Below are 25,278 nucleotides of genomic sequence, written 5' to 3' on the forward strand. Positions count from 1 at the left end.
GAGCGTTTTGGACGAGCAGTCGTACCAGCGAGCCTCGTTTGTCGTAGTGCCCAAGGAACGCATCCAGCGTGGTTCGCGGCGGGCTATTATGGCTGCGTCCCGTTCGAAGTGAACTGACCCGTTCGCTCAGACCGACTGCGGTCATAGGACTTCGCGTCGCGTACCGTGCCCATGCGCGCACGTCGGGTGCTTGCGGTCTCGATCTCGCGCCGTTCGCGTTCGGGATCCGGCAAGGCCCCCGGCCGTCGGCCCGCAAACGTGTCCGACAAGTCAGCGAGGCACCCGTTGAACCAAAGGCATGCCGCGTCGCCGCCCGCCTCCTGCACTTGGTCATACGGAAACTCGGCCACCAGCGTCGCCGTCTTCTCCCCTTCGAGGATCAGGCGGAAATCGGGAAGGCGTCGGGGCAGCTCCGAAATGATCGACTGGATGGTCCGCCACCGCCGACGGGCCTTTCCATCCGAGCAGTCGACGGACAGGGTGAGGCCTTCCCCGAACCGGAGCACGACCTTCACCTTGGCATCACTCAGTGCGAAGGCGGCTTCTTTCCCCCGGAGGAGCTCCGGCAGGTACCAGGCACCGCTGGTGGTCTTGACCCCAGCTCGCAGTACCGTCCATGCGTCGTCTTCGGCAGTCGGTTCGAGAAGCCACGGAGCCTTGCTCAGCAAGTCGGACCTTGAGGCCAACGCTGTCGGCGCCCGTTTGATGCGGATGACGTCGATGCCGAGACGCCCCAGTTCGGCGATGGCCTTCCAACCCTCCAATACTCCCATGCGTGGCGTGACCATGGCGGTGGACACGTAGTCGCGCCGCAACGTTTCGACCGCTCCATCCGGGATACCGCCGAAGCGCAACGTGCTTCCGTCGGAGGGCAACAGACCGTTGAGGCACATCGATCTGATCGTCTTGGTTGGCAAGCCGAGAAGGAACGCTGCCCTGCGGGCCGAGATGCCAGGGGATCGGGCGGCCTGTTCGGTCTGGATCCGCATGCCGTTGAAGCATCGCCCGCGCCCGATCCTGCCTGCGGGCGACACCTCGCCCGCCACGATCCGGCGCATCAGCTCGCCTCGCGAGACGCCGCATGCGAAGGCGAAACTGCGGAGCGAGACCGTTGGGACGTCGGGCAGCGGCAAGTCGCTGAAACGAGCAAGGATGGCCTTTACGTCGGGAGCGTAGTGGATCTTGCCGTCCCTGCGCTCCCGGGACTTCAGGTACACGCACCGCAGCAGACCCGACTTCTCGAGGACCGGAAGATCGCGGAGACTCACTCCCAGCGCCTCTGATGTGGCTTCGGGGGTGTAACCCTCCTCGAAAACCCGTCGGATCCTTGAAGCGTCGTCGTACGAATAGAGAAATCGTTTCCCCTGTGCGTCGCCGAAGGGGAGCCCCACCAGCTTGCAGATTATGCGGGCCTTGGCCCTGGTCAACGAAAGGTGCGCGGCAAGCTCCTCGAGGGTGAGGAGCTCGACCTTCGCCTCCGCGGCGGGGGTACGTTTCCTGCTCGGGGTGACCCGCCCCGTCTCGGCCGCAACATCACGCATCGTCGCCGTCAGGATCGATGCGATCGATGACCGACGCATCGCGATGGCGGCATAGTAGGCACGCCCAAACAGCTTTCCGATGCCGATGTGGCTCCTCGGCGGCAACTCGTTCAACGCTGCCGCCGCATGAGCCGAAAGGACGGCCTTCAAGTGAAGCGGGCTGCCTGAAAGCGCCATGTACCCCATGGACTGGGACTCTACCGTGATCGGGAGCTTCTTCTTCGCAAGCAGGTTCCGATCCAGTCCGGCAAGCATGATCCCCACGGTACCGACAGCCCAGACGACGTCGTCGAACGGCTCGGCATCGAGAAGTTCGGCGGGACACGGATCCATGACGCCACACCGACCAAGCGAGTAGCGCTCCAACGACGGAAAGGCCGATGGCAACCGGTCGGTCTCGACCGGGAGGCGTTGGCCGTTCTCGGCGGACAGCATGTCCGTGCATGTCCAGTAAACCCGGTCCGGTTCCTTGTCTCCCGCCAGCGTGATGCCGTGGAAGGGGCACGACAGGAAGAACCTGTAGTCCCAGAAAAACCGATGGTAGCCGTCCTCGGAAAGACAGCCCGGACAATAGCGCCGCGTGGCCACCGACCAGTTGCGGGCCGAAACTTCAAGGCCCTGGGTAGCCACCCGTGTTCCGGTGATCACCGGAGTGCTGGCCGCGAGCTCTGTGAACCGCGCGACGTCGGAGGCCTTTGCAAGGGCCAGGCAAGTTGCCGGATCCAGCCGGCCGTACTCGATGCCGAATTGAGCGACGAGGCCTCTCATCGAGACCTGCCCGTTCGCGTGTGCCGCCCTGCGCACCCATCCGTGCGCGGGCTCGAAGGGAAAAGGGTCAGGAACCGCGCGGAAGAGGGCCGGAACGGCATCCAAGAGGAGGTGATCGTGCTCCGCGAGACCAAGCTCAGGCAACGCGTTCACTTCTTCGCCTCCCGGCGGCCCACCAGCTTCGGCTCGAGCTGGTCGACGAAGTGCGTGAAGGTGTCCTTCGGGCCGCGCGCCTCGACGCCCATCGCCACGAGATGGTCGTGCTCGATCTTCGCGGCGCCTGCGTCGAGCGCCATGAATGCCGCTGCCGCCACGTACGACATCGTGTAGCCGATCGAACCCCTGCTGAGATCGTAGAAGTGCGCGGCGTACTTGGGGATCCCGATGCCCGAGGGTTTCGGGAAGGGAAGGCGAGCGTCGACGTTGTTCAGGAACACCATGTAGTTCTCCATGCCTTCGGTTGAATGCCAGTCCTGCGAGCGGACCGTATGGTTGAGAAGGCCGCCACGGCCTCCGAGGTAGCCGTGGTTGGCCTTGACGGTTTTGTAGATCCAGGGTACGCCGACCCCGATCACGTTGCAGAGGCGCTGGTCGAGGATCGCGCGCAGGCTGGAAAGGAGAAGGCTGCTCTGCTGGCCTTTCCCCTTCGACATCACCTCGTTGAGCTCGTCGATGACGATGAGCTCGACCTTGAACTGCTTCAGGAGATTGACGACGAGGCTGGTCAGCAGCCTCATGCCGTACCGTTCGCTGACGGGGTTGCCGGTGATCGCGGTCCCGATGGCGATCAGGACCTGTTTGGCGCCCCAGCCCTCTCCGCAGGTGACGTGAACCACGGGATGGACGTCACGGCTTCCACGCGCCTCGTTGACCTCCTGCTCGTAGTGGATCACGGGCCACGACTTGCCCGAGCGCCATTCCCCGAGCAGGAGGTGGAACTTGCCGACGTCGTGTGGGGCGCCGGTCACCGGGAAGTGGTGGCTCCGGATGAACTCCTTCGCCTTCTGGAAGCCGTCGAGAGGGACATGAAGGTCGTCCACCATGCGTTTGCGCTCGGCGATCCCGAGGCCGGCGACGGTGGCCCGGTCCTCCTTCGACAAGGGCTGGTCGTGGAAGTCGCGTACCCTGAACCCGAAGCTCATTTCGTCAGGCCCCTCTGCTTGCGGATTTCCTCGAGGCGAGCCATCTCGGCCTCGATCTCGTCCTCGTCGGCCTTCTGGTCGACGAGGATCGGCGCGACGGGAGGCGAGCCGCGGTCGACCTCGGTGATGGGTCCGTCGCCGTCGCGGACGAACTGGCGGATGCTGGCGGCGCGTTCGGAACGGGGCGCCCGGTCGGTCGTCGGCGCGTTCGGCGAACGCGCCTCGGTCTCCGGGACGTCGGGAGGATTCATCATGTCGATGACCGTCTGGCTCGCGGCGGGGCTGTGGGTGCCGATGGTGACCCTGCTGCCGATGCGCTTGATCTCTGCGCCGTGGACGAGGCGGTCGATCATGCCTGCGATGTCGAAACGCTCACGGTCGCCCTTCACCTCGACGGCGATCGCCACCGAAGCCTGGTGGCTGCGCTTCATCAGGCTGGCCGCGTTGGCCTCGGTCACCTCCTTGTTGTTCTGGGCGAGGAAGGCCTTGTGGACATCAAGCCGAAGTCCCGTGGCGTAGGGTGCCATCTCCGCCGTCACCGGAACGCGCAACGGTTCGCCCATGAAGGGGACGACCACGACGAGGGTCGCGAGGTTGTTGGGGTTGCGTACGCAGACGTAACGGGCGCCCTCTACGTGGTCCTTGTGCTGCAAGACCCGCATCAGGGCCGGGGACCAGAACTTGATGTAATCGAACTGGATCCCGTCCGGCTGGATGGTCAGGCGCCGGGTGTTGCCGACCAGCCGGGTGAAGATGTCGGGATCCATGAGGGGGCGACGCGGCACCTTGCCGATCTCGCGATCCCAGATCGCCCCGGGAACGCCGTTCATGGTGCGCAGCGGACCGATGCCGCGCTTCGGCATCTCGTTGGCCTGCGTGCAGAAGAAGTGCGTCAGGAGAAACCGGGTCTCGGACAGGGTGAGAAGCGGTTTGACCCGCGCCACCTCATGCTCCTTGCGTTCGACGACGTTGCCCATGACGCTGCCGGGCCACAGATGCGCGGTCTGCTCGTTGACGTAGCGGTTGGCGGACTCGACGCCGCCCTTCAGCTCCGGGCGTGCGGGCGGCAGCTCGACGATCTCGAAGCCCAACTGCGTCCCGGCGTTGGCGACGTCACCGCCGCTGTAGTGGCTGGCACGGTCGACGACCAGATACTTCCAGGCCCCGAAATACCGCCACGAGAGTCCGGGGTAGGCGGCCATGTCCTTCGGGAACCAAGCGTGCCGCAACGCGTCGACGAACCCGGCGAAGGAGGGAGCGCCGATCACCAACGAGAAGCCGAGGACGATGCCCGTCCGGCGGTCGCGGATCATGATCAGCCACGGCCGGCCGAGGGGCATGAACGTCACGTCGTCGACGATTTCGGCGTCGAGCCGGAGGTCATCGGCCTCGACCGTGTGCAACGGGCATTCGGGAAGGAGGCGCCGGATAACCGAACCATGACGCCGCCGCGCCGTGTCGGGGTCGTAGCGCAGGTAGTCGTGAACGTACGGCGGGATGTCCTTGAGGCGACGCTGGACGGTTTTGAGCGATGGCAGGTCGGCGGGCTCGGCTTTGTACTTGCTCCGCATGCGCCGGAGGAAAAGGCCGTACGCATGAGTGCCCTTGCCCTTGGCAAGCCGAAGGATCCGGAAGATGCAGGTCTGGATCTCGGCCTCGATCTTGTCGCCGAACTGGCTGGGCGGCTTCCACGTGGACTTCTTGCCAAGCGCCGTGGCGGTCGGATCGAACCAGCCGACCGCCACATTGTCGTGGATGGCACGCAGGACCGTCATCGCGCAGGGCGCGGCGGGATCCTCCTTGTCGCCGACAACGAGTTTCATGATCGTCTCGACGCGCGACTGGGACTTGGCAAAGGTCGGATGGTCATAAACTTTGCGGGCATACCAGGCGATCTTGTCGGCCCATGCGAGCTTGGCCGGGTCGACGTTGAACGCGGATCGGTTCCCTTGCCCCGCCACCGTGCGCGGGTCACGGGCGAGCGGGCGGATCATGCCACCCTCCTCGAGGGCGCTGATGTCCGCGTCCGTCTTGAAGAACGGCCGCGCCCGGTTGCCGAGCTCGCGCATGCCGATCATGCGCGGTACGCCCTCGCCGGACGGGATGATCGACTCCACGACGCAGGCTTCGCTGTCGGGGTCGTCGATGGCGCCAATGACGAACATGGCGCCGACGTGGATCTCGTATTCCTGGATCGGCTTGGCGTAGGCGCCGAATTTGAGAAAGGCCTTTGGGGACAGCTCGGTCATGGACGCGCTCCTGGTGCGTGGACGATTGGGGTGAGGTCTGAAAGGGGGACGGAGTGGACGAGGCCGATCTCGCCGGCGACGGCCATCTCGCCGATGGTCGGCAGGACACGGTCGAACTGGCCGCGGCATGCGGCGTCGGCATCGGTCAGGGGCAGGTGGACGCGGGAGCGGACGGCTCCGACCGTGGTCGGCAATCCCAGTTCCCCGATCGCGATGCGGACCGCGATGTCGGCTTCGCGGTCGGGAGGCTGGCGTGCCCAGAAGTGAAGCCGCGTGACGTTCGAGTAGAGCGGCTCAACCCGCAGGACCACGTCGTCCACGGCGTTGTAGAGGATGCCGTGGTCCTCGAGGTACGCGCGCTTCAGCTCCGCCTTCCGGCGCACCCACCCCGGCGAGGCGAGGTTGGCCCGGGTGTCGAAGTCGATCACGAAGACGCTGCCGTCAGCCCGCGATACGGCGAACGCCGGGACGTGCCCTTTCGTGACAACCCGCCCCTTCGACGTGAACACATGGTAGTCGAGGCGGTGCGGCCGATCCGCGATGACAAGGTTGAGGGGATCCGTCAGCAGGTGCACGGCCCCGGCATGGTGGGCCTTTCCCGTGACGTGTAGGAACCCCCGCGCCGCCTTGTCAGTGAAAAGCTTGATGCGGGTTTGCGACCTGACGTGCAGCTTGGCTTCGCCCACGGGGACGTGTTCGCCGGGATCGAGGCCGAACGTGACGGGGTTGATGACCGACGGCAGCCTGGTGACCGGCACGGCTCCGACGGTCAGCGCAGGCATGCGCGCATCCTCCCGTAGTGGCGTTCCGCCATGTTGGTGGACCGGGTGAACCAGCGGACACGCTTCGAGTCGTCGACGACCTTCGTCAGACGCAGAAGGCGGCAGGTGCCGGGGAAGACGACGAACGCGAAGTTCGGATCGATGGGGTCGACGGCAGCGCAGACCGTGGAGTCACCGCCTGCCGCACGGAGTTCGAGAGCAAGCTCGGTGGACACGTAGGTGACACCGTCGATCCCGATCCCTTCGCCAAGGATGTCGACTTGAACTTCGGCGAAGGCGTTTGCGCCGCTCGGGAATTCGGTTGGAAGATGCATCCGGCACTCCTCAATGTGTGTCCCCACCGCTCTGCGGTTCGTGGACGAGTTTCTTCGCTCCCGCGGACAGAGGTCCGCAGGCCGGGTTGGTTCGGATCGGTTACGAAAGGTTCGGTGTCAGGCGTCGGGTATGGGCAGGTCGTCGAAAGGCGTCGGGTTGGAGAGACGAGCTCCGGGGGCCGGGGATGACTCCGCCATCGGCCCGCCAGGAGATCCCGCGGACGGTTGGCATGCAGGGGATGCGGCCAAAGTTGAAACCGCTTGGGATGTGACGGCGCGGTTCGCGACCTCGATGATCTTGAGGAGGTTGCGCCGACGCCGGAGCGCCGATTTCCGAAGTTCCGCACTATCGGGGTCGTCGGTCGGGCCGGCCGCGAGGGCGGCAGTCAGGATGACGGTCCGCTCCGTCAGCCGGTGGCGCAGGAGCGTCAGCTTGCCACGGACATTGAGGTCGACGGTGGCGGCCACGAAACGTCCGTCGGATGGGGAGGCGATGACAAGCTGGCCAAGGAGATTCGGGTCGATCGTCACCCAGCGCAGGTGAACGACGTTTTTCTTTTGGAGGGCGCGTTCGAGCGGGCGCTTGCCGTAGACGGCGCCGGGGACGAGCATCCCCTGACGGCGCAGCTTCTCCAGCAGCGGAGCGGTCAAGTGGCAAAGGTGGATGGGTACTCTGGGCATCTGGAACTCCGTAAGCCGAGCGGGTCGGGTTGAAGGGCATGGCTTCGCCGTTCCCGCCGGAGGCCCGGCAAGTTGGCTTCGTTTCTGGGGGCTAGGAACGATGCGGCCGGCTAGCGGGCGCCGCACCGTCCCGGATGTGTCAGGTCAAGAAGGGGGGCTGTCCCCGCATCAGACGGCGCCGCGCCTGCGTCGCGGACTTCACTCGAGTGCGGTGTTCTGCCTGGGACAGGCCTTGAACGTACGGGCGATCGACTTGTCGGACCCGTACATCGAACAAGACCCGCTCGGGTTCGATCATGACCTGGGCGAACTCTGCATTTTCGGGGTTCACGCACACGATGGCCCGATGAGCGATCAGGCCCGTGCCGTAACGACGGTCCCTTGCCATCATCTGGCATCGGTAACGTTTCATTTCATCGCTGTCGTAAGTGAGGTAGTCCACGGTGACTCCGTCGCGGCCCACGGTACGAAAGACGCCGAGGCTGGACATGGAGTCCGCCAGTTCGCAGAGCTCATCCTCACGGCGGCGGCGCTGCTGGGATGGCAGTTCGGAAATGTCGCGGGGAAACCAGTTTGGATCGATCACGACCGCGTCCTCCTCTCGAGGAAATCGATGAGCAGGGGGCACTCGTCGCGGATCTGCGCGGTCGCTCCCGTCGCGGACGAGCGGATGGCAACGTGCGTGGCGTCGGTGTCCGGCCGCACTCCGGCCGAGCGTACGGCTTCATCGCGGTGCGTCGCCTCGATGACGTGCTCGAAACCGCGTCGGGAACGCTTCGTGCGTCGGGATCGGCCATCAGGGCCCTCGGTCAGCACTTGCGCCAAGACGGAGATCAGGACGACGTTCGTCCAGTGAGAGATGCGGATCATGGTGAGCTCCGATGGTTGGTCGGCTTCTGCCGACGTCGGGTTGGCATGGCTTCGCCGGCGCCGTGCGAAGGGTGCACGGGCGGTCAGGACAAGGGCGATGCGGCTGAAGCCGGATCAGTCGGTGCGGGCTATGGTTTCCATTGGGGTTCCTTCTTGGGAGTCATCGGCAACCTGGTCGTCTCGATCGCTCCCGCCGTGCGGTTGCCCGGATCGGCGCAAGGTTCAGACTTTAAGGTTCTCTTCATCGGCACCGCCGAACCGGACGCATGACAGGGCCCTCGGGGCGACCACGTGACCGGATCGGCGGCGACGACAGGGTGAGGGGTCACTGTGTCGTCGCGTTCCGCCCGCCGTGAGGCGGACGGGTCGTTGTCGGCGGGACGCGTCTCTTCCTTCGACGCGTCCGGCATTCTCGGACGGTGCCCCGACGACCTTGTGGTCCAAGGTCCAGGGGCACCGTCCGGCCATGCCGCCCAAGGTCTCGATCTATCGATTCCTTCGACGGCACCAAGATCCGCGGGCGGTGGCGGCGGGTACCGCTGAATCCTCCAGCCAGGCGACATTCGCACTCGCAACTTGACCGAGCCCGGAGAGGATTTTTTCCTATGAATCCCTGGTTTTCGGCCGCTTTAGCCATTTCCTTCAGCCTCGCCCTCCGAGCGGAGCGTTTCGACGGGAAGAAGGAATCGCGACGTTCCTGTCGTTGCGAGTTCTTGCGCCGCGCGCTCGATGTCCTGGACGCGCGCGCGGACCGTGGCGCGCGCACGCGAGAAGCATTCGTCCAACGTCGCGTCGACACGCCGACGCAGGCCGGGGTCGTTCTGGAGGATGGCGTCGGGATCGTCGCGTGCCGCTGCCCTGTGCAGCAGCGTGTCCCCGAGGCCGAGCGAAGCCTCGATCGCGGTGGCGATCCCGGTCGCCTTGCGCAGGTCGCCGCCCGTTCCTCCTCCCGCACCGTCCCCGCGGCTCCCCAGGATCTCTTCCTCCGCCGCCAGCCCGGCGACGAGGGTCGTGATCTCGGCCAGGTGACTTTCCCTCGTCCGGTCGAAGCCGGGCCTGCGGACGAACAGCGTGTGTCCGGCCGAGCCATCGACGAGGCGGCGGTCGACACGTGCCTCGATCGGGTCGCTGCCGGACTCGTCCGCGAGCACGGACCCGACGACGAGGTGCCCGCTCTCATGCAGGCAGACCCGACGGAAGAGAGCGTCCGACTGGAGTTCCTCCGGAGCCAGTCCGGCCTCGACGTCGGCGATGGTCATCGCTTCCCCCCGCTTGCGTGCACGACGGCGGGCGTCGCGCACGAGCATCTCGATGTCCGCACCCGTCGCGCCATGCAGGCGATCGGCCAGCGGACGCACGTCTGTCGTCTCGAGCGCGTCGCCGAGGTGGAACCGCAAGATCCCGGTGCGTGCCTTGGCGTCTGGGTGCCTCAGGTACACCACGCGCTCCAGTCGGCCGGGTCTCAGGATTGCGGGATCGATGGCAGACGGGTTGTTGGTGCAGCCGATCACGACGACGCCCTCCCTCTTCGCCGCGCCGTCGAGCTGCTCCAACAGGCCATTGATGGCTTGGCGGTTGTACGACGCATTGTTTTCATCACGTTCCTCGCGCGACCCGCAGGAATCTGTTTCGTCGAGCATGAGGATGCACGGTGCGCTGGCCTTGGCTGCCGTGAACGCCGCGAGCATGGCTTTCAGATAGTCTCCGAGGTGGCCCTTTGCCTGCCAGCGTGCCGCGGAATGAACGTGGACAGGCAAGCCGCAGGATCTCCCGATGGCGCCGACGACCATGGTCTTGCCGACGCCGGGCGGCCCGGCGATGAGAATTCCCCGGTCGACATCCATCCAAGGGATCGCCCCACGACGAAAGTCGCCGAGATCCCGCACGAGGTCGAACGCCCACTCTCCGACATCGCCGAGTCCGGACAGATCCTCGAGACGCGGACCGTCGTCGTCCGTCTCGGACGCGGGAGCGTCCGCTGGCGGGGCGGCCTTGGCCATGTCCTCCATGGCCGCGTGCAGCTTGCGGGCCACGTCGAGGCTCCTCTCGACGCTCCGGCCCCTGACGATGATGCTGTCCAGGAGGTCGAGCGGAAGGCTTGCGATCAGGTCGAGCCCCTCAGGTCCGGGTGCGCGCCCGACGGTCATCATGAAGACAGCGCGAAGGAGGCGACGACCGACCGGGTCGAGCGTGACCACGCCCTCCGCCGAGGCAACGAAGACGGCGGGTACGTCCTCGACTGTGCTGAAGAAGACAGCCGCGCGCTCGCCCGCCTTGATCGCGTCCATCACGACCGAGCGGAGGCTGGAGCGGTCCTTCCGACGCGTTCCGGTCCGGTCATAGATGCACACGTCGTAACCCAAACTTCCGACGAGCTCGGCTTGCATGACGCTCCGCGCGGCGGTGGAGAAGGCATCGAGCGATCCTTCATCCACGCCGACGAAACCGACGGTGGCGGGTTCACGAAGCACCACGTGGTGAAGCCCGGCGCGGCGCAGACCGCCGACGATCAGGGCACGGGCCACCATGACGGACGGGGCCGGGCGGTGGGCAGGCAACTGCTTCACCTTGGACGCGGCGACGGTGCGCGCGGCCTGTCGAAGGAGGGAGAGGGCCGTCACCGCCGTCCGCTCCCGTCGTGGCCGTCCGCGCGGGGGCCGAGCTGGTACCAACGTGAGAGCGTGCGTGCGTATCCGTGGTCCGGAGCGATGATCCAGAGATCCGAGGTCACGCCCATGCGCCCCGACCTGATCTTGGGATGTCCCTCGAAGTGGCCGCGGAGACACGGCGCGGGACGGCTGTCGAGTGTCCAGTCGCGGATGTAGGCGGTGCCCTCGATGCGGCCGACGTCCGGATGTTTGCCGGACTTCAGGCCCTCGATGTCGGCGACGAGGCCCTTCAGGCGTTCGAGATGGTCCTCGAGGTGGAGGATGTCGCCCTGCGGCGAGATGACGATGGCCATGGCATGGATGTCCCGGTCGCGGGCGCCGATCAGGCGGCCGCGTGGTGAAAGGGGAGTGTCGGAGGGTTGGTCAGCCGCGGAAGCGGGTGACCCGTGTCTCGGGTCCGAGCGGACCTGAATCAAGGTCGATCTCGAGGAAGCGCCGGAGCGCGAGGGCGGCGACGACGCCTATGGGGTCCATGGCGTTCCAGACGGCGGACATGCACTCGACGAGCGTCATCGATCCCTCTTGGTCGAGGGCGGCCAGTAGGCGGATCCGGTCCGACAGGGACACGCGCCACCGCGCATAGCGCAGGAGTTCACGGCTGTTCTCGAGGCGGTCGCCAGCCAGGTCGGCTGCGGCAACGAGCCGGAGCGTGGCTCCACGTTCGATGGCCGCTTCCGATGCCCAGGGCGGAGCGCCGTCGGCCCGTGCCGCCACGACCGCGAGGTACTCGACGCCGTCCACCCCGTGCACCTCGAAGTCCACCGGGAGGACACGGTCGCCGGATACGAGCGGAGCGGGCAGGCAGGACCAACCCGACACTTGGGGGTCGACGTCGAGCAAGCAGGCGACGTCACGACTGTCCTGCGAGCGGAAGCGGGCCTCGCCGACGCAGCGGACGGTGTGGCGGGGGTCGAAGACCGATGTCTCCAAGTCGGCGCGGGATGCCCGGCGGACCGTTGGGACGGGATCAAATCGGGTAGGCAGCGTCTGGGCCATGGGCACGCTCGTCCGCTTGCGGACGGGCTAAGCCACGCGTCCGCTCAATCTCCTGAGGGCGAGGAAATCAGCGTATGCGTATGGGAAGGCCGAGCAGGCGCATGCCATCGGCGGGCGTCGTGCGCCGTGTCTGCCGAGAAGGGTTGGCCTGCTTGCTCATGGGGGTGAACAAACAATGAACCGCCCTTCGGCGTCAACAGAAATCTTGAAGGTCGCCAATAATTTCCGACCGACGACAAGGAACGTTCGTCGCGGGGGCGGAGCGCCACTCTTCGAGAGCGGTACGACATCTACCGTCGGCGGGCAACGATCGGCCTCTTGGTTGACGCATCTTGGAAGGGCGGCCGGAACTTCAGGAATCTTGCGAACTCCCTCGGCTTTTGTCGGTAGGTTCCGGCGTGTGGTTCGCCTCCGTTCCAGCCAGGTCGGCGATGGCGGCTTCGACCGCAGCGAGCGTTGTCCGTGCGTCCATCAGCGCCGTACGGTGTCTCGGACCCAGCGTCGGGTATCCGTCGTACATGGCGACCTGACGCTCCGCCTCCTCCACTGCGTCGACGACGTATTCCCGTGCCGCCTTCAGTGTATCGAGCAAAGTGAGCTGCGGCATCCTACGATCCCAAGTCCAGGTCGGGATCGACGGTTCTCCTGACGGCATTGAAGGCCTTCGCGAAGTGGTCCGCAAGCTCCGCTTCCTTTTCGGGCGACCCCTTGCCGAGGTCCGGGGGCGGGCGTTTCCATTCCGTCTCATCCGTGGCTTCGATGATCCTCGCGATGTCTTCCGCCTGATCCGCGGCATCGAGGGCGTGCTGCCTGATTTGATCGACCGCCGCTTTGATCGGACCGGGATTTCGCAGTCGGACGAAGGCCGAGATGAGCTTGTTCGCAAGCTCCGTGGACTCCTCCAGATGCCTTACGACGTTTCCGGCATGGGCGGCGATCCGCTCCACGCGATCCCCGGCAACGATCAAGGAAACCGCTTCGGTCGCTTCGCCCGAGACGGGGGCGGCTGCGGCGATCGGGATCGGCTTGCCTGCGGTCGCGTCGAGAACCCTGTCGCGCATCTCCTCGAGCAGGCGATCCACGGCGTCCCCGCAGCTCTCGTAGAACGGGCGCTTGAGCGTGACATGGAACGGATCCCTCACCCAGTACCCCACCTCGCCGGGAATCCGTCTTCCGCCGTCGTCGTAGAGCTGCCGGATGTCGACATACCCGACGCGCTTGCCTCGCCAGAAAACGGCAACGGAGTCGTCGGGCACAGGCTCGACGAACGTGTTCTCCCGGTCCGCGTTCGACGGCTCGTGAACCTCCGCCTCCCACTCTGACCACTGACGTTCGATGCGCGCGGCGTACGCCCGTCTCAACGATCGCGACCGTTCCTCGGCGGCGGTCAAACCAACCATCCGCTTGACGAACGAGCTGCTCTCGGCGGCCAGCTTCATCTCGCGCTCGAGATGAAGCATGGCGGAAACCGCCACCTCGGCGTCTCCGGTGGCCTCGAACCTCTCGACCTTGACGGTCGCGACCTCGAGCGCCCTCGTCAGGTCGCGGATGACCCCGCGGGCGAAGAACGACCGCTCCCCCGGGTTCTGAATGGCGGGAAGGCGGCGGACCCTCTTCATGGTGGCACCTCTCTCGCAGCGGTCTGGACGGGTCGGCGCGGACGACCGCATGTCGCACGGTCCGACACAATCCATGCGTTCGCTGATAGTACATGCCGTCTTTGGTGACGACTTCCGACGTTGATAACGAATGCATCTTTCGGAGTCCATTCGACCATCAAAACAAATTTGACGTGGGCACCATAGTTCATCACGTCAAATCAGGAACGTTTGGACATCTATACGAGGGCTAATGGCGCTGCCTACATGCCTACATGCCAGACGGGTGGCATGACTACATGAAGGCACTGCCCCATGCTGTCATGTCAGCACTCCGTTGTGCCGTTGTGCCGTCACGACGGTTGTCGGTTGCCACGTTCGATGGTGGCCTTCGTTGAAACAGGAGATCAGCCATGTCCGTCACCGAAGCTTTTTCCGCAGTGATCGCGAACGCCCTCGCCGACTGGGGCAAGTCGCCCACGTCGGTCTTCAGGATTTCGGCGGATGCCACGACCGCGAGGGCAAAGATGGGTGACGACACTCTCGAGCTGTCCATGAAGACGGGCAACCTGACCGTCCGCCCCGGTACGGGAAGGGCAGTGGCCATCCTCGGCATCGGGTCCGACGGTGTCCTGCGCATCGACTGCGGAGGCGGGCCGGCCGAACTCGGGGACGAGGTGCTCGCCCGTTCCGTCAGGACGACGGTCGAGACGATCACTGCCGCCTGCGAACGCGCCCTTGCCCGCGGCAACCGAACTTCCTTCACCTTGGCACCGACAGTGGAGGTCGGCATCCATCTCCACGACGAGCTCGACGGCAAGAGCTGGCGCTGGCTAACCGAGGAGTCAGAGATCGAGGATGACCAGAAGGCCATGGGGCACGACCACGAACCCGACGAGGGGCAGACGATCCTCGCCTCGTTGAGGGGCAAGTCCGGACGCCGGATCGGCACCGCCCTGATCGGCACCGACGGCGTGATCGACTACGTCTCCAAGACGAACATGCCATCGGGCCTCAGCGGCCCGATGGCCATCCAGGCGCGCCTGATGAACAGTCCCGACGCCATCGACCTGCCGCTCGGCGCAGGGGAGTGGGAGCTGGACGACGGCGCCGTCGTGCTGGACGACCGGGACATCGTCCACAACGCCTTCGGCCCGGCTTCTTGGCAAGAGGACGACGGTCCGGACGGCGGGTTCGCCTACCGCTACATGCTGGACGGCCAGCCGATACTGCACGCCGAATACCCGTACGCGGCTGCGGCGCGGGCGGCGACGGACGATCCCTCGCTTGCGGGCGACGAGACGCACGACACCGTCACCAAGTGGGTCGTCGCCCGGCTCGACGCCGAGGCAATCCATCTGGACGGGCAGGACAAGGCGGACATCCTCGGTGTCGACGAGGACGACGACTTCCTCGCGGCGGACGGTTCGACCCTCTTCGACCGCCTGCGTCCGGCGGCGGCTGCCGAGAACGTCGAGAAACTGTGTCTGCTCGCCCGCATCGCGGTCAGGGAGGGCGACCGCTCGTTCCTAGTCGAGAACGCGTTCGCGAACGGCTATCTCAAGGCCGACCACGCCGATCCGAAGAGGCTCGCGTCGATCGCGAAGGCATCGGGTGCCCCCGCCGCCGTCCTGAAGAACATCCGCTCGCTCGACGAGGAGACCGCGAAGGTAGCCGTGCGGTCCGTGATGCGTTGCAAGCTGCTCGGCGACTGGGGATCACCCACTCTGCCCCAGCCCAACGCGGCGTCGCACGCGGCCTGACGGCTGGGCGGCGGATCTCAGGCTCGGGATGCTTCGGGCCGTCAGTTGGCCCGTTTGGCTTCGCTAGCCTGATGCCGCTCCCATGCCGTCTGTAGCGACAGCCAGACGTCGGCCTTCAGCCCCAAGGAATGCTGTAGCTTCGAGGCGATCTCCGGGGTGACGGGTGCGGATTCAGCGACGATCGCGGCAATGAGTTCGGGCGAAATGCCCGAAAGTCGGGCGAACTCCGCGCTGGACACGCCCCGCTCCTTGAGGTGTTCAGCGAGATGCTCACCAGGGTGTGTCGCCCAGTCAGGCTGCCAGGCTTCGTGGTGGATCGTGGCCATTTACCGTTTCCTGTGGGGGGGGTGGTCCTGCGACTGCCAGGATCGAAATGCGAAAGTCGCAAGCGCGAACCGATGTCGTCGGGCGGAGGTGCGACTTCGTTGTTTCCTGTCAGGATAACCCGGATCGTCCCAGAACGCAGGCGGAGCCGCCGCCACGGGACCACGCCAGGGCCTTCCACAGCAGCGGAAGGGCGCTGAGGGTTTCCGGCCTACCTTCCCGCCGCGTCGAGGATCGCCGCCATCTGCTCGGGCGGCAGGGCACCTCGGTACTTCTTGCCGTCGATGAAGAAGGTCGGTGTGGAGTCCACGCCGAACTCGTTCTCGCCGCGGTCCTTCGTCGCCACGACCTTCGACTGGAGCTCGGTGTCCGACAGGCAGGCCTTGAACGTGTCGTTCGTCATCCCCGCCATCTTCGCGATCGCCAGCAGCTTCTCCGACGCGTTCTCCGCATGCGCCCAGCTCTCGCCTTGCGCGAAGAGGGTGTCGACCATTGCCGTCCGGCCGTTGTCGCCGGGCGTGCAGCGCGCCAGCATGAACGCGGCGACGGCGCGGGGGTCGAACGGGAACTCGCGCACGATCAGCTTGGCCTTGCCCGTGTCGAGGTAGTCCCGCTTGAGGCTCGGGTATGTGTTCGCGTGGAAGGCGGCGCAGTGGTCGCAGGTCATCGACGCATACTCGACGATGGTGATCGGCGCGTCGGGACGGCCGACGACGACGTCGGGCAGCACTTGGCCCGACATCAGCGCGGCCACGTCGACCTCGCCGTCGGGCGCGGGGGCGACGGAGGTCGGGGCGGCCTGTGCCTGTGTGGCAGGCGGCGGTACATCGCCAGCCGCTACGGTCGGCGACGACTTTTCGTCCGAGCACCCGGCAAGCGCCAGAACGGCGGCGGCGATCACGGCGAGGGCAAGCGGGCGCAGGCGCTGGCGGGCGCCGTTGGTGGTTCGGGTCATGGTATGGTCCTGGAATGGCGCGAGCGGCCGCGCTGCGGCTGTCGTAGGTGACGGGGATGGCTGGTCCGGCCGATGTGGCGGCCGAGCTTCAGATCCGCGTGAGGTCCGGAGGACGCTGATCGGGCATGCGGTCCCGCCCGAGGAGGAGATCGGCAGGGTGGCCGCCGACGCAGGCGACAGTAAGGTCGCGAGGGCCGACAAGCGCTCCTCGGCTTGCCATCATCCCAAAACCGCAGTGTGCGTCGTCCGGGGAGGCAGCGGCGCCGTCGGCTTCGGACGCGTCGCCGCTATCCACGTCTGCATGGCCCTCGACCGCCAGCATCTCGACGCAAGCCGGGGCTGCCGCCATCCCATGGGTGAGGGAAGCGAAGAGGGAGGCCAGCAGGACAAGCGCGAGGGCGGCAAACTTCATGCGTGCCATGATCCTGACCAAGGCTGCGACGTCAACAGGAAGGAGCCTCAATGGGTGGCATGCAGGCATTCGCCATGGTCGCCGAGCACCTCGATCACCCGGCACTCGGCAACCGACTGGTTCGTGCAGTCGGCCATCCGCGCGACCTCCGCGCGCAGCGCCGTCAGCCGCGCGATCTTGTGGTCGATGTCGGCGAGATGCGCCGTCGCGATCCGGTCCGCGCTCTCGCAGGGACGGTCCGGCTCGCCCGCAAGCGCGAGCAGTTCGCGGATGGGGCCGACCTCGAAGCCAAGCTCGCGGGCATGGCGGATGAAGCGCAGGCGGCGCAGGTCTGCCGGGTCGTAGAGGCGGCGGTTGCCCTCCGTCCGCGGTGGCGTCGGCAGGAGGCCGATCTGTTCGTAGTAGCGGATCGTCGGCACCTTGATGCCACTTGCGCGCGACGCCTCTCCGATCGGAACGCCCTTCGTCATTTTTCCGCTTGCTCCTCTAGCCACTTGAGGAAGTAAGCCTGCGTCGAGATCGATGCAAGGAGAGCGTCATGAGCGCCGTGACGAACGAAAGTCGCTATCGGGTGACCGGGATGGACTGTGCCGCCTGCGGCAACAAGGTCGACACCGCGATCCGTCGGCTTCCGGGGGTAAAGGACGTCGCCGTCTCCGTGTCTGCGGGAACGGTCAAGGTCAGCCACGCCGATGGCTTCGACGGCACCGCCGTGGTGAAACAGGTCAGGAACCTTGGATATGGCGCCGAGGCTGCCGTTGACCGGGCACCGGACAGTCCTGAGGCTGACGGACACGATCATGCCAGCCATACCCACGACGATCCGAGCGAGGCTGGGTTGCCCTGGTGGCGGACGCGCAAGGCACGGCTGACGGCGGCCTGCGGCGCAGCCCTCGTTGTCGCCTACATCCTCGGCCATCTCGTTCCCTCGCTCGAACGTCCGGCATTCCTCGCGGCACTTGCCGTCGGCCTCGTCCCCGTCGCCTGGCGCGCGATCACGGCCGCCCGCTTCGGCACGCCCTTCTCGATCGAGACGCTGATGTCGATCGCCGCCATCGGCGCCGTTTTCATCGGAGCCGAGGAGGAGGCCGCGACTGTCGTCCTCCTGTTCCTCGTCGGCGAGATGCTGGAGGGCGTCGCCGCCGGACGTGCCCGGGCCAGCATCCAGGGCCTGACCGCGCTCGTGCCGAAGACCGCGATCGTGGAGGCGAACGGCGAGACGACCGAGGTGCCTGCCGAGAGCCTTCTCGTCGGTGCGATCATCCTGGTGCGTCCGGGGGACCGCGTTCCCGCCGACGGGACGATCACGGAAGGGGCGAGCGAGATCGACGAGGCGCCGGTGACGGGCGAGAGCGTGCCGAAGCGCAAGGTCGTGGGCGATCCCGTCTTCGCCGGCACGATCAATGCTGGCGGCGTGCTACGCGTCCGGGTGACGGCTGCGGCCTCCGACAACACGATCGCGCGCGTCGTTCGATTGGTCGAGGAGGCGCAGGAGTCGAAGTCGCCGACCGAGCGCTTCATCGACCGCTTCTCGAAGGTCTACACGCCAGCAGTGCTCGCCGTCGGTGCCTTGGTGGCCGTCGTCCCGCCGCTCGCCTTCGGCGGGAGCTGGGACGAATGGATCTACAAGGGCCTCGCCATCTTGCTGATCGGCTGCCCCTGCGCACTGGTGATCTCGACGCCCGCGGCCATCGCCGCCGGCCTGTCGGCGGGCGCCCGCCGTGGCCTTCTGATGAAGGGCGGCGCCGTGCTGGAAAGCCTCGGCGCGATCACCGCGATTGCCTTCGACAAGACGGGCACGCTAACGGCGGGTAAGCCCGTCGTCACCGACATCGTCGCGGGCAGCCGCACCGGACCTTACGTCCTCTCGCTGGCGGCGGCGCTCGAGAAGGGCTCCAGCCATCCGCTTGCGGTAGCGATCCTCGATCGCGCCAATGCCGACAAGGTTCCGACCCCGCCGTCCTTCGACGCGAACGCGGTTCCCGGCGAGGGCATCGAGGGCGGCGTCGGCGGGGAGCGGGTGTTCCTCGGATCGCCGCAGGCGGCCGCCAAGCGCACGACCGTCTCGGCCGAGCAGACGGATGCGATCGCGGCTTTGAACGCCGAGGGCAAGACGGTGTCGGTGGTGGTCGTCGATGGTGCCGTGGCGGGCTTCATCGCCATGCGCGACGAGGCACGGCCGGATGCGGTGGAGGGGCTCGCTAGCCTCAAGGCGTCGGGCATCCGGACCGTCATGCTGACGGGCGACAACAGGCGCACTGCCGAGGCGGTCGCCGCCGGGCTTGGGATCGAGGCGCGCGCCGAGCTCCTGCCGCAGGACAAGCAGCGTATCGTGCGCGAGCTTCAGGCGGAGGGCTTCACGGTCGCCAAGATCGGCGACGGCATCAACGACGCGCCAGCGCTCGCCGCCGCCGACATCGGCATCGCCATGGGCGGTGGGACCGACGTCGCGCTGGAGACGGCGGACGCCGCCGTGCTGCACGGACGGGTCAAGGACATCCCGGACATGATCGCGCTGTCGAAGAGCGTCATGGGCAACATCCGGACGAACATCGCCATCGCGCTCGGCCTGAAGGCTGTGTTCCTCGTCACGACCGTGGTCGGCATCACGGGCCTCTGGCCGGCCATCCTCGCCGATACGGGCGCCACCGTCCTCGTCACCGCCAACGCCATGCGGCTGCTCGGATGGAAGCCGCGGTGAACGAAGCCGTCGAGCCACTCCTGCGGTTCGGCCCGCCTATCGTGCTGATCGTCACCGCGGCCTTGCTGGCGCTCGCCACCCGTCGGACGTCGGCCTCCATCGGCAGCCGTGCCTACGGCTTCGGGCAGAGCGTCCGCCAGCGGCTCGCGCGGCTGCTGTTCGCCGGATCGATCGTCGGTGCCGCCCTGGCGCTCGTGGCGTATGCAATAGGAGCCACCACGCCGTTCCTCAATTCGATGGCGGGCGAGGCCTTGATCGTACGCCTTGCCGGGTTGGTGCTGGCCATGGGCGGACAGGCCCTGACGCTGTTCGCCCAGGGGGACATGGGGCGTCGATGGCGAGTCGGCGTCCCGGAGATGGCACCTGACGCGCTGGTCACGACGGGTTTATTTGGCCTGTCTCGCAATCCCGTGTTCCTCGGGATGCTCGCGATGGCGGTCGGACTGGCGGTGGCGGTCCCGTCGCCCGCGATGATCGCCTGCGCGGTCTCCTTCTGGATCGCCTGCGAGATCCAGGTCCGGGACGAGGAGCGCTTCCTTCAGCACTCGTTCGGTCCGGTATACGTCGCCTACCGAAGCGCCGTCCGGCGCTGGATCTGAAGACCTAGGGAAGAACGAAGCCATGATGTCCAAGCGGACGACGTTCCTCGCCGGCGCCCTGGCGCTCCTGTCCACGACTGTCATGGCAGCGGAGACCGTCGACGTGTTCTCGACGTCGGGCTGCGGCTGCTGCATCGGTTGGATGAAGCACCTCGAGGAGGCCGGGTTCGAGGTCTCGAACGAGAATCTCGCCATGGCCGATCTCCAGGCGAAGAAGACGGGTGCCGGACTGAAGCCGGGACAGACCTCGTGCCATACGGGCTTCGTCGGCGGCTACGTCGTCGAGGGCCACGTCCCGGCGGCGGAGGTCAAGCGCCTGCTCGTGGAGAAGCCGGACGCGATCGGCCTTGCCGTGCCCGACATGCCGATGGGCAGCCCGGGCATGGGGACGAGCGGCGAGCCCTACGAGGTGCTCCTCGTCGCGCGCGACGGCACGTCGACAGTGTTCGCGCGGTACCCGAAGTGAGGTTCCTCACGGCCGCGACGGCGACCGCCCTTGGCTTTGCCGTCCTGCTCGGGCCGGCCAGCGGGCACGAGTTCAAGGCCGGCAGCCTCACGATCGACCATCCGTCCTCTCGCCCGACGCCGCCGAACGCGAAGGTTGGGGTTGGCTACCTCTCGATCCGCAACGACGGGACCGAGCCGGATCGACTGGTCGGCGGGACCGCGACCGTAGCCGGGCGCTTCGAGATCCATGCCACGACCGTCGAGAACGGCGTCGCCCGCATGCGACGCGTCGAGGGCGGCATCGTTCTCACACCCGGGGCGACCGTGGACCTCGCTTCCGGCGGCACGCACGTCATGCTGCTCGACCTCAAGGAGCCGATCGTGAAGGGCGCTTCGTTCGACGGCACCCTCGTTTTCGAGCATGCCGGGTCCGTCCCAGTCAGGTTCTCGGTCGAGGGCTTCGGTGCCGCGGCCGCCGCGCCTCCGCATGAGGGTCATGCCAAGTGACCTTGGCGGGACTTCGCTACATCCTCTGGGGCCTCGCAGGCGCGATGTCGATGTTCGTCGTCATCGGCACCGTCATGCAGTTCGACATGAGGTCTGGCACCAGCCCAGCCTCCGTGTCGGTCCCCATCGGGGGCGAGTTCGCGCTGGTCGACCACAAAGGACGCCCGAGGACGTGGTCCGACTTCCGGGGTAAGCCCGTTGCCGTGTTTTTCGGCTTTACGCACTGCCCCGACATCTGCCCGACGACGCTCGCCGAACTGTCGGTGCTCCTCGCCGATCTCGGCGAACGGGGCGGCGACTTGCAGGTGATGCTGGTCAGCGGAGATCCCGAACGGGACACGCCCGAAGTGTTGAATGCCTACCTCCAGTCCTTCGACCCGAGGATCGTCGCGTTGACGGGTCCGGAGGCAGAGGTCGACCGGGCGTTCAGCGCCTTCAAGGCCTACCGGAAGAAGGTGCCGACGGAGGGTGGCGACTACACGGTCGACCACTCGGCCGGGGTCTACCTCTACGACCGCGACGGCGGCTTTGTCGGGACGCTCGACATGCACGAAGCCATGAAGGTGCGGCGGCAGAAGGTGGAACGGCTGCTGGCGACGAAGGCCTGAACGGTCGACACTAGACGTGCCGCCACACTTTCCAGGCCGAGATGAGCAGGATTGCCGCTAGGCCAGGCAGCAGGATGCCTTCCGGAATGATCCCGAGCAGCCGCCCCCCGATGAACGTGCCGACGACCGAGCCAGCGGCCATGACGAGTAGGAACGTCCTGTTCCGGCCCAATACCGCGAAGCTCTGGTCCCGGCTGTAGCGGGTGAACCCGACGATCATCGTCGGCAGGCTCACGGCGAGCGACAAGCTCCCGGCGAGCTTGATGTCGGCGCCGAACAGGAGGACCAGCGTCGGGATCAGGAGTTCGCCGCCGGCGACCCCTAGGAGGGACGCGACGACGCCGATCCCGAACCCGGCGACGACGCCGGCGACCACCTGCGCCCAGCCTGTCACGAGGGGCTGCCCCGCGGTCAGCTCGTGCCCGACGAGCAGGATGCCGGCGATCGCCACGAGCAGGACCGCGATGATCCGGTACAGCGTCTCCGACCGGAGCCGCGTCGCCCAGCCAGCCCCGAGCCACGCCCCCAGCAGGCTTCCGGCGAGCAGGTTAAGGACGATGGGCCAGTGTGCGGCGATCTGGCCGAACGGCACCGTTCCCGCTCGGAAGGGGAGCGCGCTGGCAACGACGACGAGGCTCATGGCCTTGTTCAGGATGACGGCCTCCAGCGCCGCGAAGCGGAACAAGCCGATGAGCAACGGGAGCCTGAACTCGGCCCCGCCGAGGCCGATCAGCCCGCCGAGGGCGCCGATCACGGCACCGCCTCCGAAGGCTGCGGGGCGGCTGTGGGTGACGGGAGGATCGATCGTACTCATGGGCGATCTATCCGACGAAACATAGCGCCTGTCGAGCCATCGAGACCGTCATACCCCCTGCCGCAGGCGTGGCTTTGACGCAGGCTGCTGTTCCCGGAGAAACAAAACCAGTCCGACGGCGACGACAGCGAGCACGGCGAGGACGAGGAACGTCTGCGAGGTTCCTGCATAGGCGATGATCGCCGCGCCTGCTGTAGGTGCCAGCGCCTGCGCGACGAGTGCCGGGCGCGCAAGCCGTCCCATGACAACGGCATAGGTGTCCGGCCCGAACAGGGCCAGCGGCACCGTCCCACGGGCGATCGAGAAGACGCCGTTGCCCGCGCCGTAGAGGACGATCGCCACCACGATCGGGAAGGTGTCGAAGGCCAGAAGGCACACACTCGCCGCGATCAGCACGACGGCGACGCGTAGCGTCCACAAAGGATGGTGCCGGCCGCGGCCAGCCATCTCGAGGACGCGCGCGGCGACCTGCGACGGGCCGACCATCGCGCCAAGCGACACGGCGGCCGCCAACGTCTCGCCGCGGGCTTGCAGAAGCGTCAGGAGGTGGACGGAGACGAGGCCGAAGATCGTTCCGGAGACGACGAGAAGCCCCGCCAGGAGAAGGTAGGCGCGTCGCTCCCCGGGCCCGGGCAGGCCGGGACGATCGAGATGCGCCCGACGGATGACCGGCGCCGCAGGCGACGGCACGAATAGTAGGGCCAACGGCAACGACACGCAGAGGTGCAGGGCGGCGTAGACGAGGCACGCGCCGCGCCATCCGAGTTGGTCCACCAGCAGGGCGGACAGGGGCCAGCAGACCGTGCTCGCGAACCCGCCCCAGAGCGTCAAAGTCGTGATCGCGGATCGAGCGTCGGATCCGTAGAGTCGCCCTAGCGTGGCGAACGCGGGATCGTAGAGGCCCATGCCCATCCCGAGACCGACGACGGCCCATCCGAGCAGGAAGACCGGAAGGTTCGGTGAGAGGCCGAGGGTTGCCAGTCCAAACGCCAGTAGCAGGGCACCGACGGCGAGGACCGGGCGCCCGCCGTTCTTCCCGATCGTCGCGCCGACCCGAGGAGAGATGGCGGCCGATACCAGCAGCCCGACGCTCACGCCGCCGATCACCCACGGCAGCGGCCACCCCGTCTCCTTCGCGATGGGAAGCGCGAGGACGGCGGGCAGGTAGTAGGACGATCCCCAAGCCAGGATCTCGAAGACGCCGAGTGCCGAGATGACCTGCCAGCGCGGCCTCACGAGACGACCGGGAGCCAGAGCCACAGTGCCACCAGCGTCGCGAGGAGGACCGGCGGCGTGATGACGAGGCCGACCTTCATGTACTGGCCCCAGGTGATCGTCTGCCCCTTGCCCGCAAGGACGTGGAGCCAGAGCAACGTCGCCAGGCTGCCGATGGGCGTGAACTTAGGCCCGAGGTCGTTGCCGACGACGTTGGCGTAGACCATCAGCTCCTTCGTCAGCGGATCGAGCGCAGCGCGGTCGATGGCGAGCGCCCCGACGAGGGTGGCGGGCATGTTGTTCATGACGGAGGCGAGCACTGCCACGACGAAGCCCGTCCCGACGGTGGCAACGAACGTGCCCTGTTGACCAAGCCAGACAAGTACCCCGGCGGCGATGTCGGTCAGCCCGGCGTTCCCGAGACCGTAGACGACGAGGTACATGCCGATCGAGAAGAGCACGATCTGCCAAGGCGCCTCGCGCAGCACCTTGGCTAGTGGCACGACGGCACCACGCCCCCCCGCGAACCATCGCCCGGCGACCGCCATCAGGACGACGGCAGCCGCGCCGGTCACGAACGAGATCGGCACGCCGAGCGGTCCGGTGACGAAGTAGGCGACGAGCAGGAGGCCGAGCAGCGGGAAGGCGGCGCGGAACACCTGGCGGTCCTTGATTGCCTGTCCCGGGTCCTCCAGCGCGGACGTGTCGTAGCGCTCGGGAATGTCCCGCCTGAAGTAAAGCCAGAGGACGAGGAGCGTCGACGCCAGCGAGACGAGGTTCACCGGAACCATGACCGCGGCGTATCGGCCGAAGCTGATGTCGAAGTAGTTGGCGGTGACGATGTTCACGAGGTTCGACACCACGAGCGGGAGCGACGTCGTGTCGGCGACGAAGCCGCAGGCGACGACGAAGGCAAGAGCCCCGGCGGGCGGGAAGTTCAGCCGCAGGAGGATGGCGAGGACAATCGGCGTCAGCAGCAGTGCCGCGCCATCGTTGGCGAAGACGGCGGCGATCGCGGCGCCGAGCAGCACGACCAGCGGGAACAGCCGCCGTCCGTTGCCGCCGCCCCAGCGCGCGACGTGAAGTGCGGCCCAGGCGAAGAACCCGGCCTCGTCGAGGATCAGCGAGATGACGATCAGCGCGACGAAGGTAAAGGTCGCGTCCCAGACGATGTCCCAGACGACGCCGACGTCCGCCCAGCCGACGACACCCGTGACAAGGGCGACGGCCGCGCCGGCGAGCGCCGACCAGCCGATGCCGAGACCCCGCGGTTGCCAGATGACGAAGACGAGGGTAGCGACGAAGATCGCGAGGGCGAGCATG

The 25,278-nt window shown here is 66.9% G+C and carries 26 protein-coding genes; 6 read left to right on the forward strand and 20 right to left on the reverse strand.

Features of this window, described 5'->3' with window-relative positions; genetic code table 11:
• Window positions 1-86: 86 nt before the first annotated feature.
• The 13 genes from ACZLZQ_RS06575 to ACZLZQ_RS06635 form a co-directional block, all read right to left on the reverse strand.
• Window positions 87-2,462: a TniQ family protein gene (locus tag ACZLZQ_RS06575; RefSeq protein WP_472948674.1), complete on the reverse strand. Its 2,376-nt coding sequence runs from the start codon at window positions 2,460-2,462 to the stop codon at window positions 87-89.
• Window positions 2,459-3,451, reverse strand: coding sequence for a TniB family NTP-binding protein (locus ACZLZQ_RS06580; protein WP_472948675.1), 993 nt, complete (start codon window positions 3,449-3,451; stop codon window positions 2,459-2,461). The genes ACZLZQ_RS06575 and ACZLZQ_RS06580 overlap by 4 nt, the downstream gene beginning before the upstream one ends.
• Window positions 3,448-5,700, reverse strand: a complete 2,253-nt coding sequence (locus tag ACZLZQ_RS06585) for a TnsB C-terminal domain-containing protein (protein ID WP_472948676.1) — start codon at window positions 5,698-5,700, stop codon at window positions 3,448-3,450. The genes ACZLZQ_RS06580 and ACZLZQ_RS06585 overlap by 4 nt, the downstream gene beginning before the upstream one ends.
• The gene (locus ACZLZQ_RS06590) at window positions 5,697-6,482 is read right to left on the reverse strand and encodes a hypothetical protein (protein WP_472948677.1); all 786 of its coding nucleotides are present in this window, start codon (window positions 6,480-6,482) and stop codon (window positions 5,697-5,699) included. The genes ACZLZQ_RS06585 and ACZLZQ_RS06590 overlap by 4 nt, the downstream gene beginning before the upstream one ends.
• Window positions 6,470-6,796 (reverse strand): hypothetical protein, encoded by a 327-nt coding sequence (locus ACZLZQ_RS06595; RefSeq protein ID WP_472948678.1) that lies wholly within the window; start codon window positions 6,794-6,796, stop codon window positions 6,470-6,472. Before ACZLZQ_RS06595 ends, ACZLZQ_RS06590 begins: the two co-directional genes overlap by 13 nt.
• A 117-nt stretch (window positions 6,797-6,913) precedes the next feature.
• Complete coding sequence (locus ACZLZQ_RS06600) at window positions 6,914-7,477, reverse strand: hypothetical protein (protein ID WP_472948679.1); 564 nt, start codon at window positions 7,475-7,477, stop codon at window positions 6,914-6,916.
• 139 nt (window positions 7,478-7,616) lie between these two features.
• Window positions 7,617-8,063, reverse strand: coding sequence for a hypothetical protein (locus ACZLZQ_RS06605; RefSeq protein ID WP_472948680.1), 447 nt, complete (start codon window positions 8,061-8,063; stop codon window positions 7,617-7,619).
• Complete coding sequence (locus ACZLZQ_RS06610) at window positions 8,060-8,347, reverse strand: hypothetical protein (protein ID WP_472948681.1); 288 nt, start codon at window positions 8,345-8,347, stop codon at window positions 8,060-8,062. The genes ACZLZQ_RS06605 and ACZLZQ_RS06610 overlap by 4 nt, the downstream gene beginning before the upstream one ends.
• Before the next feature lie 629 nt (window positions 8,348-8,976).
• Window positions 8,977-10,968, reverse strand: a complete 1,992-nt coding sequence (locus ACZLZQ_RS06615; protein WP_472948682.1) for an AAA family ATPase — start codon at window positions 10,966-10,968, stop codon at window positions 8,977-8,979.
• The gene (locus tag ACZLZQ_RS06620; protein WP_472948683.1) at window positions 10,965-11,309 is read right to left on the reverse strand and encodes a hypothetical protein; all 345 of its coding nucleotides are present in this window, start codon (window positions 11,307-11,309) and stop codon (window positions 10,965-10,967) included. Before ACZLZQ_RS06620 ends, ACZLZQ_RS06615 begins: the two co-directional genes overlap by 4 nt.
• Window positions 11,310-11,379: 70 nt before the next feature.
• Window positions 11,380-11,946: a hypothetical protein gene (locus tag ACZLZQ_RS06625; protein WP_472948684.1), complete on the reverse strand. Its 567-nt coding sequence runs from the start codon at window positions 11,944-11,946 to the stop codon at window positions 11,380-11,382.
• Window positions 11,947-12,364: 418 nt separating this feature from the next.
• Window positions 12,365-12,619, reverse strand: a complete 255-nt coding sequence (locus ACZLZQ_RS06630) for a hypothetical protein (protein WP_472948685.1) — start codon at window positions 12,617-12,619, stop codon at window positions 12,365-12,367.
• A 1-nt stretch (window position 12,620) separates the two neighbouring features.
• Window positions 12,621-13,631 carry a hypothetical protein gene (locus ACZLZQ_RS06635; protein WP_472948687.1) on the reverse strand — a complete coding sequence of 337 codons (1,011 nt, stop codon included), beginning with the start codon at window positions 13,629-13,631 and terminating at the stop codon, window positions 12,621-12,623.
• A 392-nt stretch (window positions 13,632-14,023) separates the two neighbouring features.
• Here ACZLZQ_RS06635 and ACZLZQ_RS06640 point away from each other — a divergent pair, with 392 nt between their 5' ends.
• Complete coding sequence (locus ACZLZQ_RS06640) at window positions 14,024-15,373, forward strand: hypothetical protein (RefSeq protein ID WP_472948688.1); 1,350 nt, start codon at window positions 14,024-14,026, stop codon at window positions 15,371-15,373.
• Window positions 15,374-15,414: 41 nt separating this feature from the next.
• Here the strand turns inward: ACZLZQ_RS06640 and ACZLZQ_RS06645 are convergent, their stop codons facing one another.
• From ACZLZQ_RS06645 to ACZLZQ_RS06660, 4 genes are all read right to left on the reverse strand, one after another.
• Entirely contained in the window at window positions 15,415-15,699 is a 285-nt protein-coding gene (locus tag ACZLZQ_RS06645) for a HigA family addiction module antitoxin (protein WP_472948689.1), read from the reverse strand.
• 209 nt (window positions 15,700-15,908) lie between these two features.
• Window positions 15,909-16,652, reverse strand: a complete 744-nt coding sequence (locus ACZLZQ_RS06650; RefSeq protein WP_472948690.1) for a DsbA family protein — start codon at window positions 16,650-16,652, stop codon at window positions 15,909-15,911.
• 88 nt (window positions 16,653-16,740) lie between these two features.
• Window positions 16,741-17,064, reverse strand: a complete 324-nt coding sequence (locus tag ACZLZQ_RS06655; RefSeq protein ID WP_472948691.1) for a hypothetical protein — start codon at window positions 17,062-17,064, stop codon at window positions 16,741-16,743.
• 47 nt (window positions 17,065-17,111) lie between these two features.
• Entirely contained in the window at window positions 17,112-17,534 is a 423-nt protein-coding gene (locus ACZLZQ_RS06660; RefSeq protein WP_472948692.1) for a MerR family transcriptional regulator, read from the reverse strand.
• Window positions 17,535-17,602: 68 nt separating this feature from the next.
• On the opposite strand from ACZLZQ_RS06660, the gene ACZLZQ_RS06665 reads away from it, so the two are divergent.
• From ACZLZQ_RS06665 to ACZLZQ_RS06685, 5 genes are read left to right on the forward strand one after another with little or no spacing between them, the layout of a single operon-like run.
• On the forward strand, window positions 17,603-19,765 hold the full coding sequence (locus ACZLZQ_RS06665) for a heavy metal translocating P-type ATPase (protein WP_472948693.1): 2,163 nt from the start codon (window positions 17,603-17,605) through the stop codon (window positions 19,763-19,765).
• Window positions 19,762-20,364 carry a methyltransferase family protein gene (locus ACZLZQ_RS06670; RefSeq protein WP_472948694.1) on the forward strand — a complete coding sequence of 201 codons (603 nt, stop codon included), beginning with the start codon at window positions 19,762-19,764 and terminating at the stop codon, window positions 20,362-20,364. Before ACZLZQ_RS06665 ends, ACZLZQ_RS06670 begins: the two co-directional genes overlap by 4 nt.
• A gap of 22 nt (window positions 20,365-20,386) precedes the next feature.
• On the forward strand, window positions 20,387-20,830 hold the full coding sequence (locus ACZLZQ_RS06675) for a DUF411 domain-containing protein (RefSeq protein WP_472948695.1): 444 nt from the start codon (window positions 20,387-20,389) through the stop codon (window positions 20,828-20,830).
• Window positions 20,827-21,318, forward strand: a complete 492-nt coding sequence (locus ACZLZQ_RS06680; RefSeq protein ID WP_472948696.1) for a copper chaperone PCu(A)C — start codon at window positions 20,827-20,829, stop codon at window positions 21,316-21,318. Before ACZLZQ_RS06675 ends, ACZLZQ_RS06680 begins: the two co-directional genes overlap by 4 nt.
• A 2-nt stretch (window positions 21,319-21,320) precedes the next feature.
• Window positions 21,321-21,926, forward strand: coding sequence for an SCO family protein (locus ACZLZQ_RS06685; RefSeq protein ID WP_472948697.1), 606 nt, complete (start codon window positions 21,321-21,323; stop codon window positions 21,924-21,926).
• Between the two features lie 10 nt (window positions 21,927-21,936).
• On the opposite strand, the gene ACZLZQ_RS06690 is transcribed toward ACZLZQ_RS06685, so the two are convergent.
• The 3 genes from ACZLZQ_RS06690 to ACZLZQ_RS06700 are packed head-to-tail and all read right to left on the reverse strand — an operon-like array spanning window position 21,937 to window position 25,277.
• A complete protein-coding gene (locus ACZLZQ_RS06690; protein WP_472948698.1) occupies window positions 21,937-22,740 on the reverse strand; it encodes a sulfite exporter TauE/SafE family protein in 804 nt (267 codons plus the stop codon).
• Window positions 22,741-22,788: 48 nt separating this feature from the next.
• Complete coding sequence (locus tag ACZLZQ_RS06695) at window positions 22,789-23,994, reverse strand: MFS transporter (protein WP_472949203.1); 1,206 nt, start codon at window positions 23,992-23,994, stop codon at window positions 22,789-22,791.
• The gene (locus tag ACZLZQ_RS06700; protein WP_472948699.1) at window positions 23,973-25,277 is read right to left on the reverse strand and encodes an arsenic transporter; all 1,305 of its coding nucleotides are present in this window, start codon (window positions 25,275-25,277) and stop codon (window positions 23,973-23,975) included. The genes ACZLZQ_RS06695 and ACZLZQ_RS06700 overlap by 22 nt, the downstream gene beginning before the upstream one ends.
• Between the last annotated feature and the right edge of the window lies 1 nt (window position 25,278).

The organism is Mesocryomonas lacus (assembly GCF_055730105.2).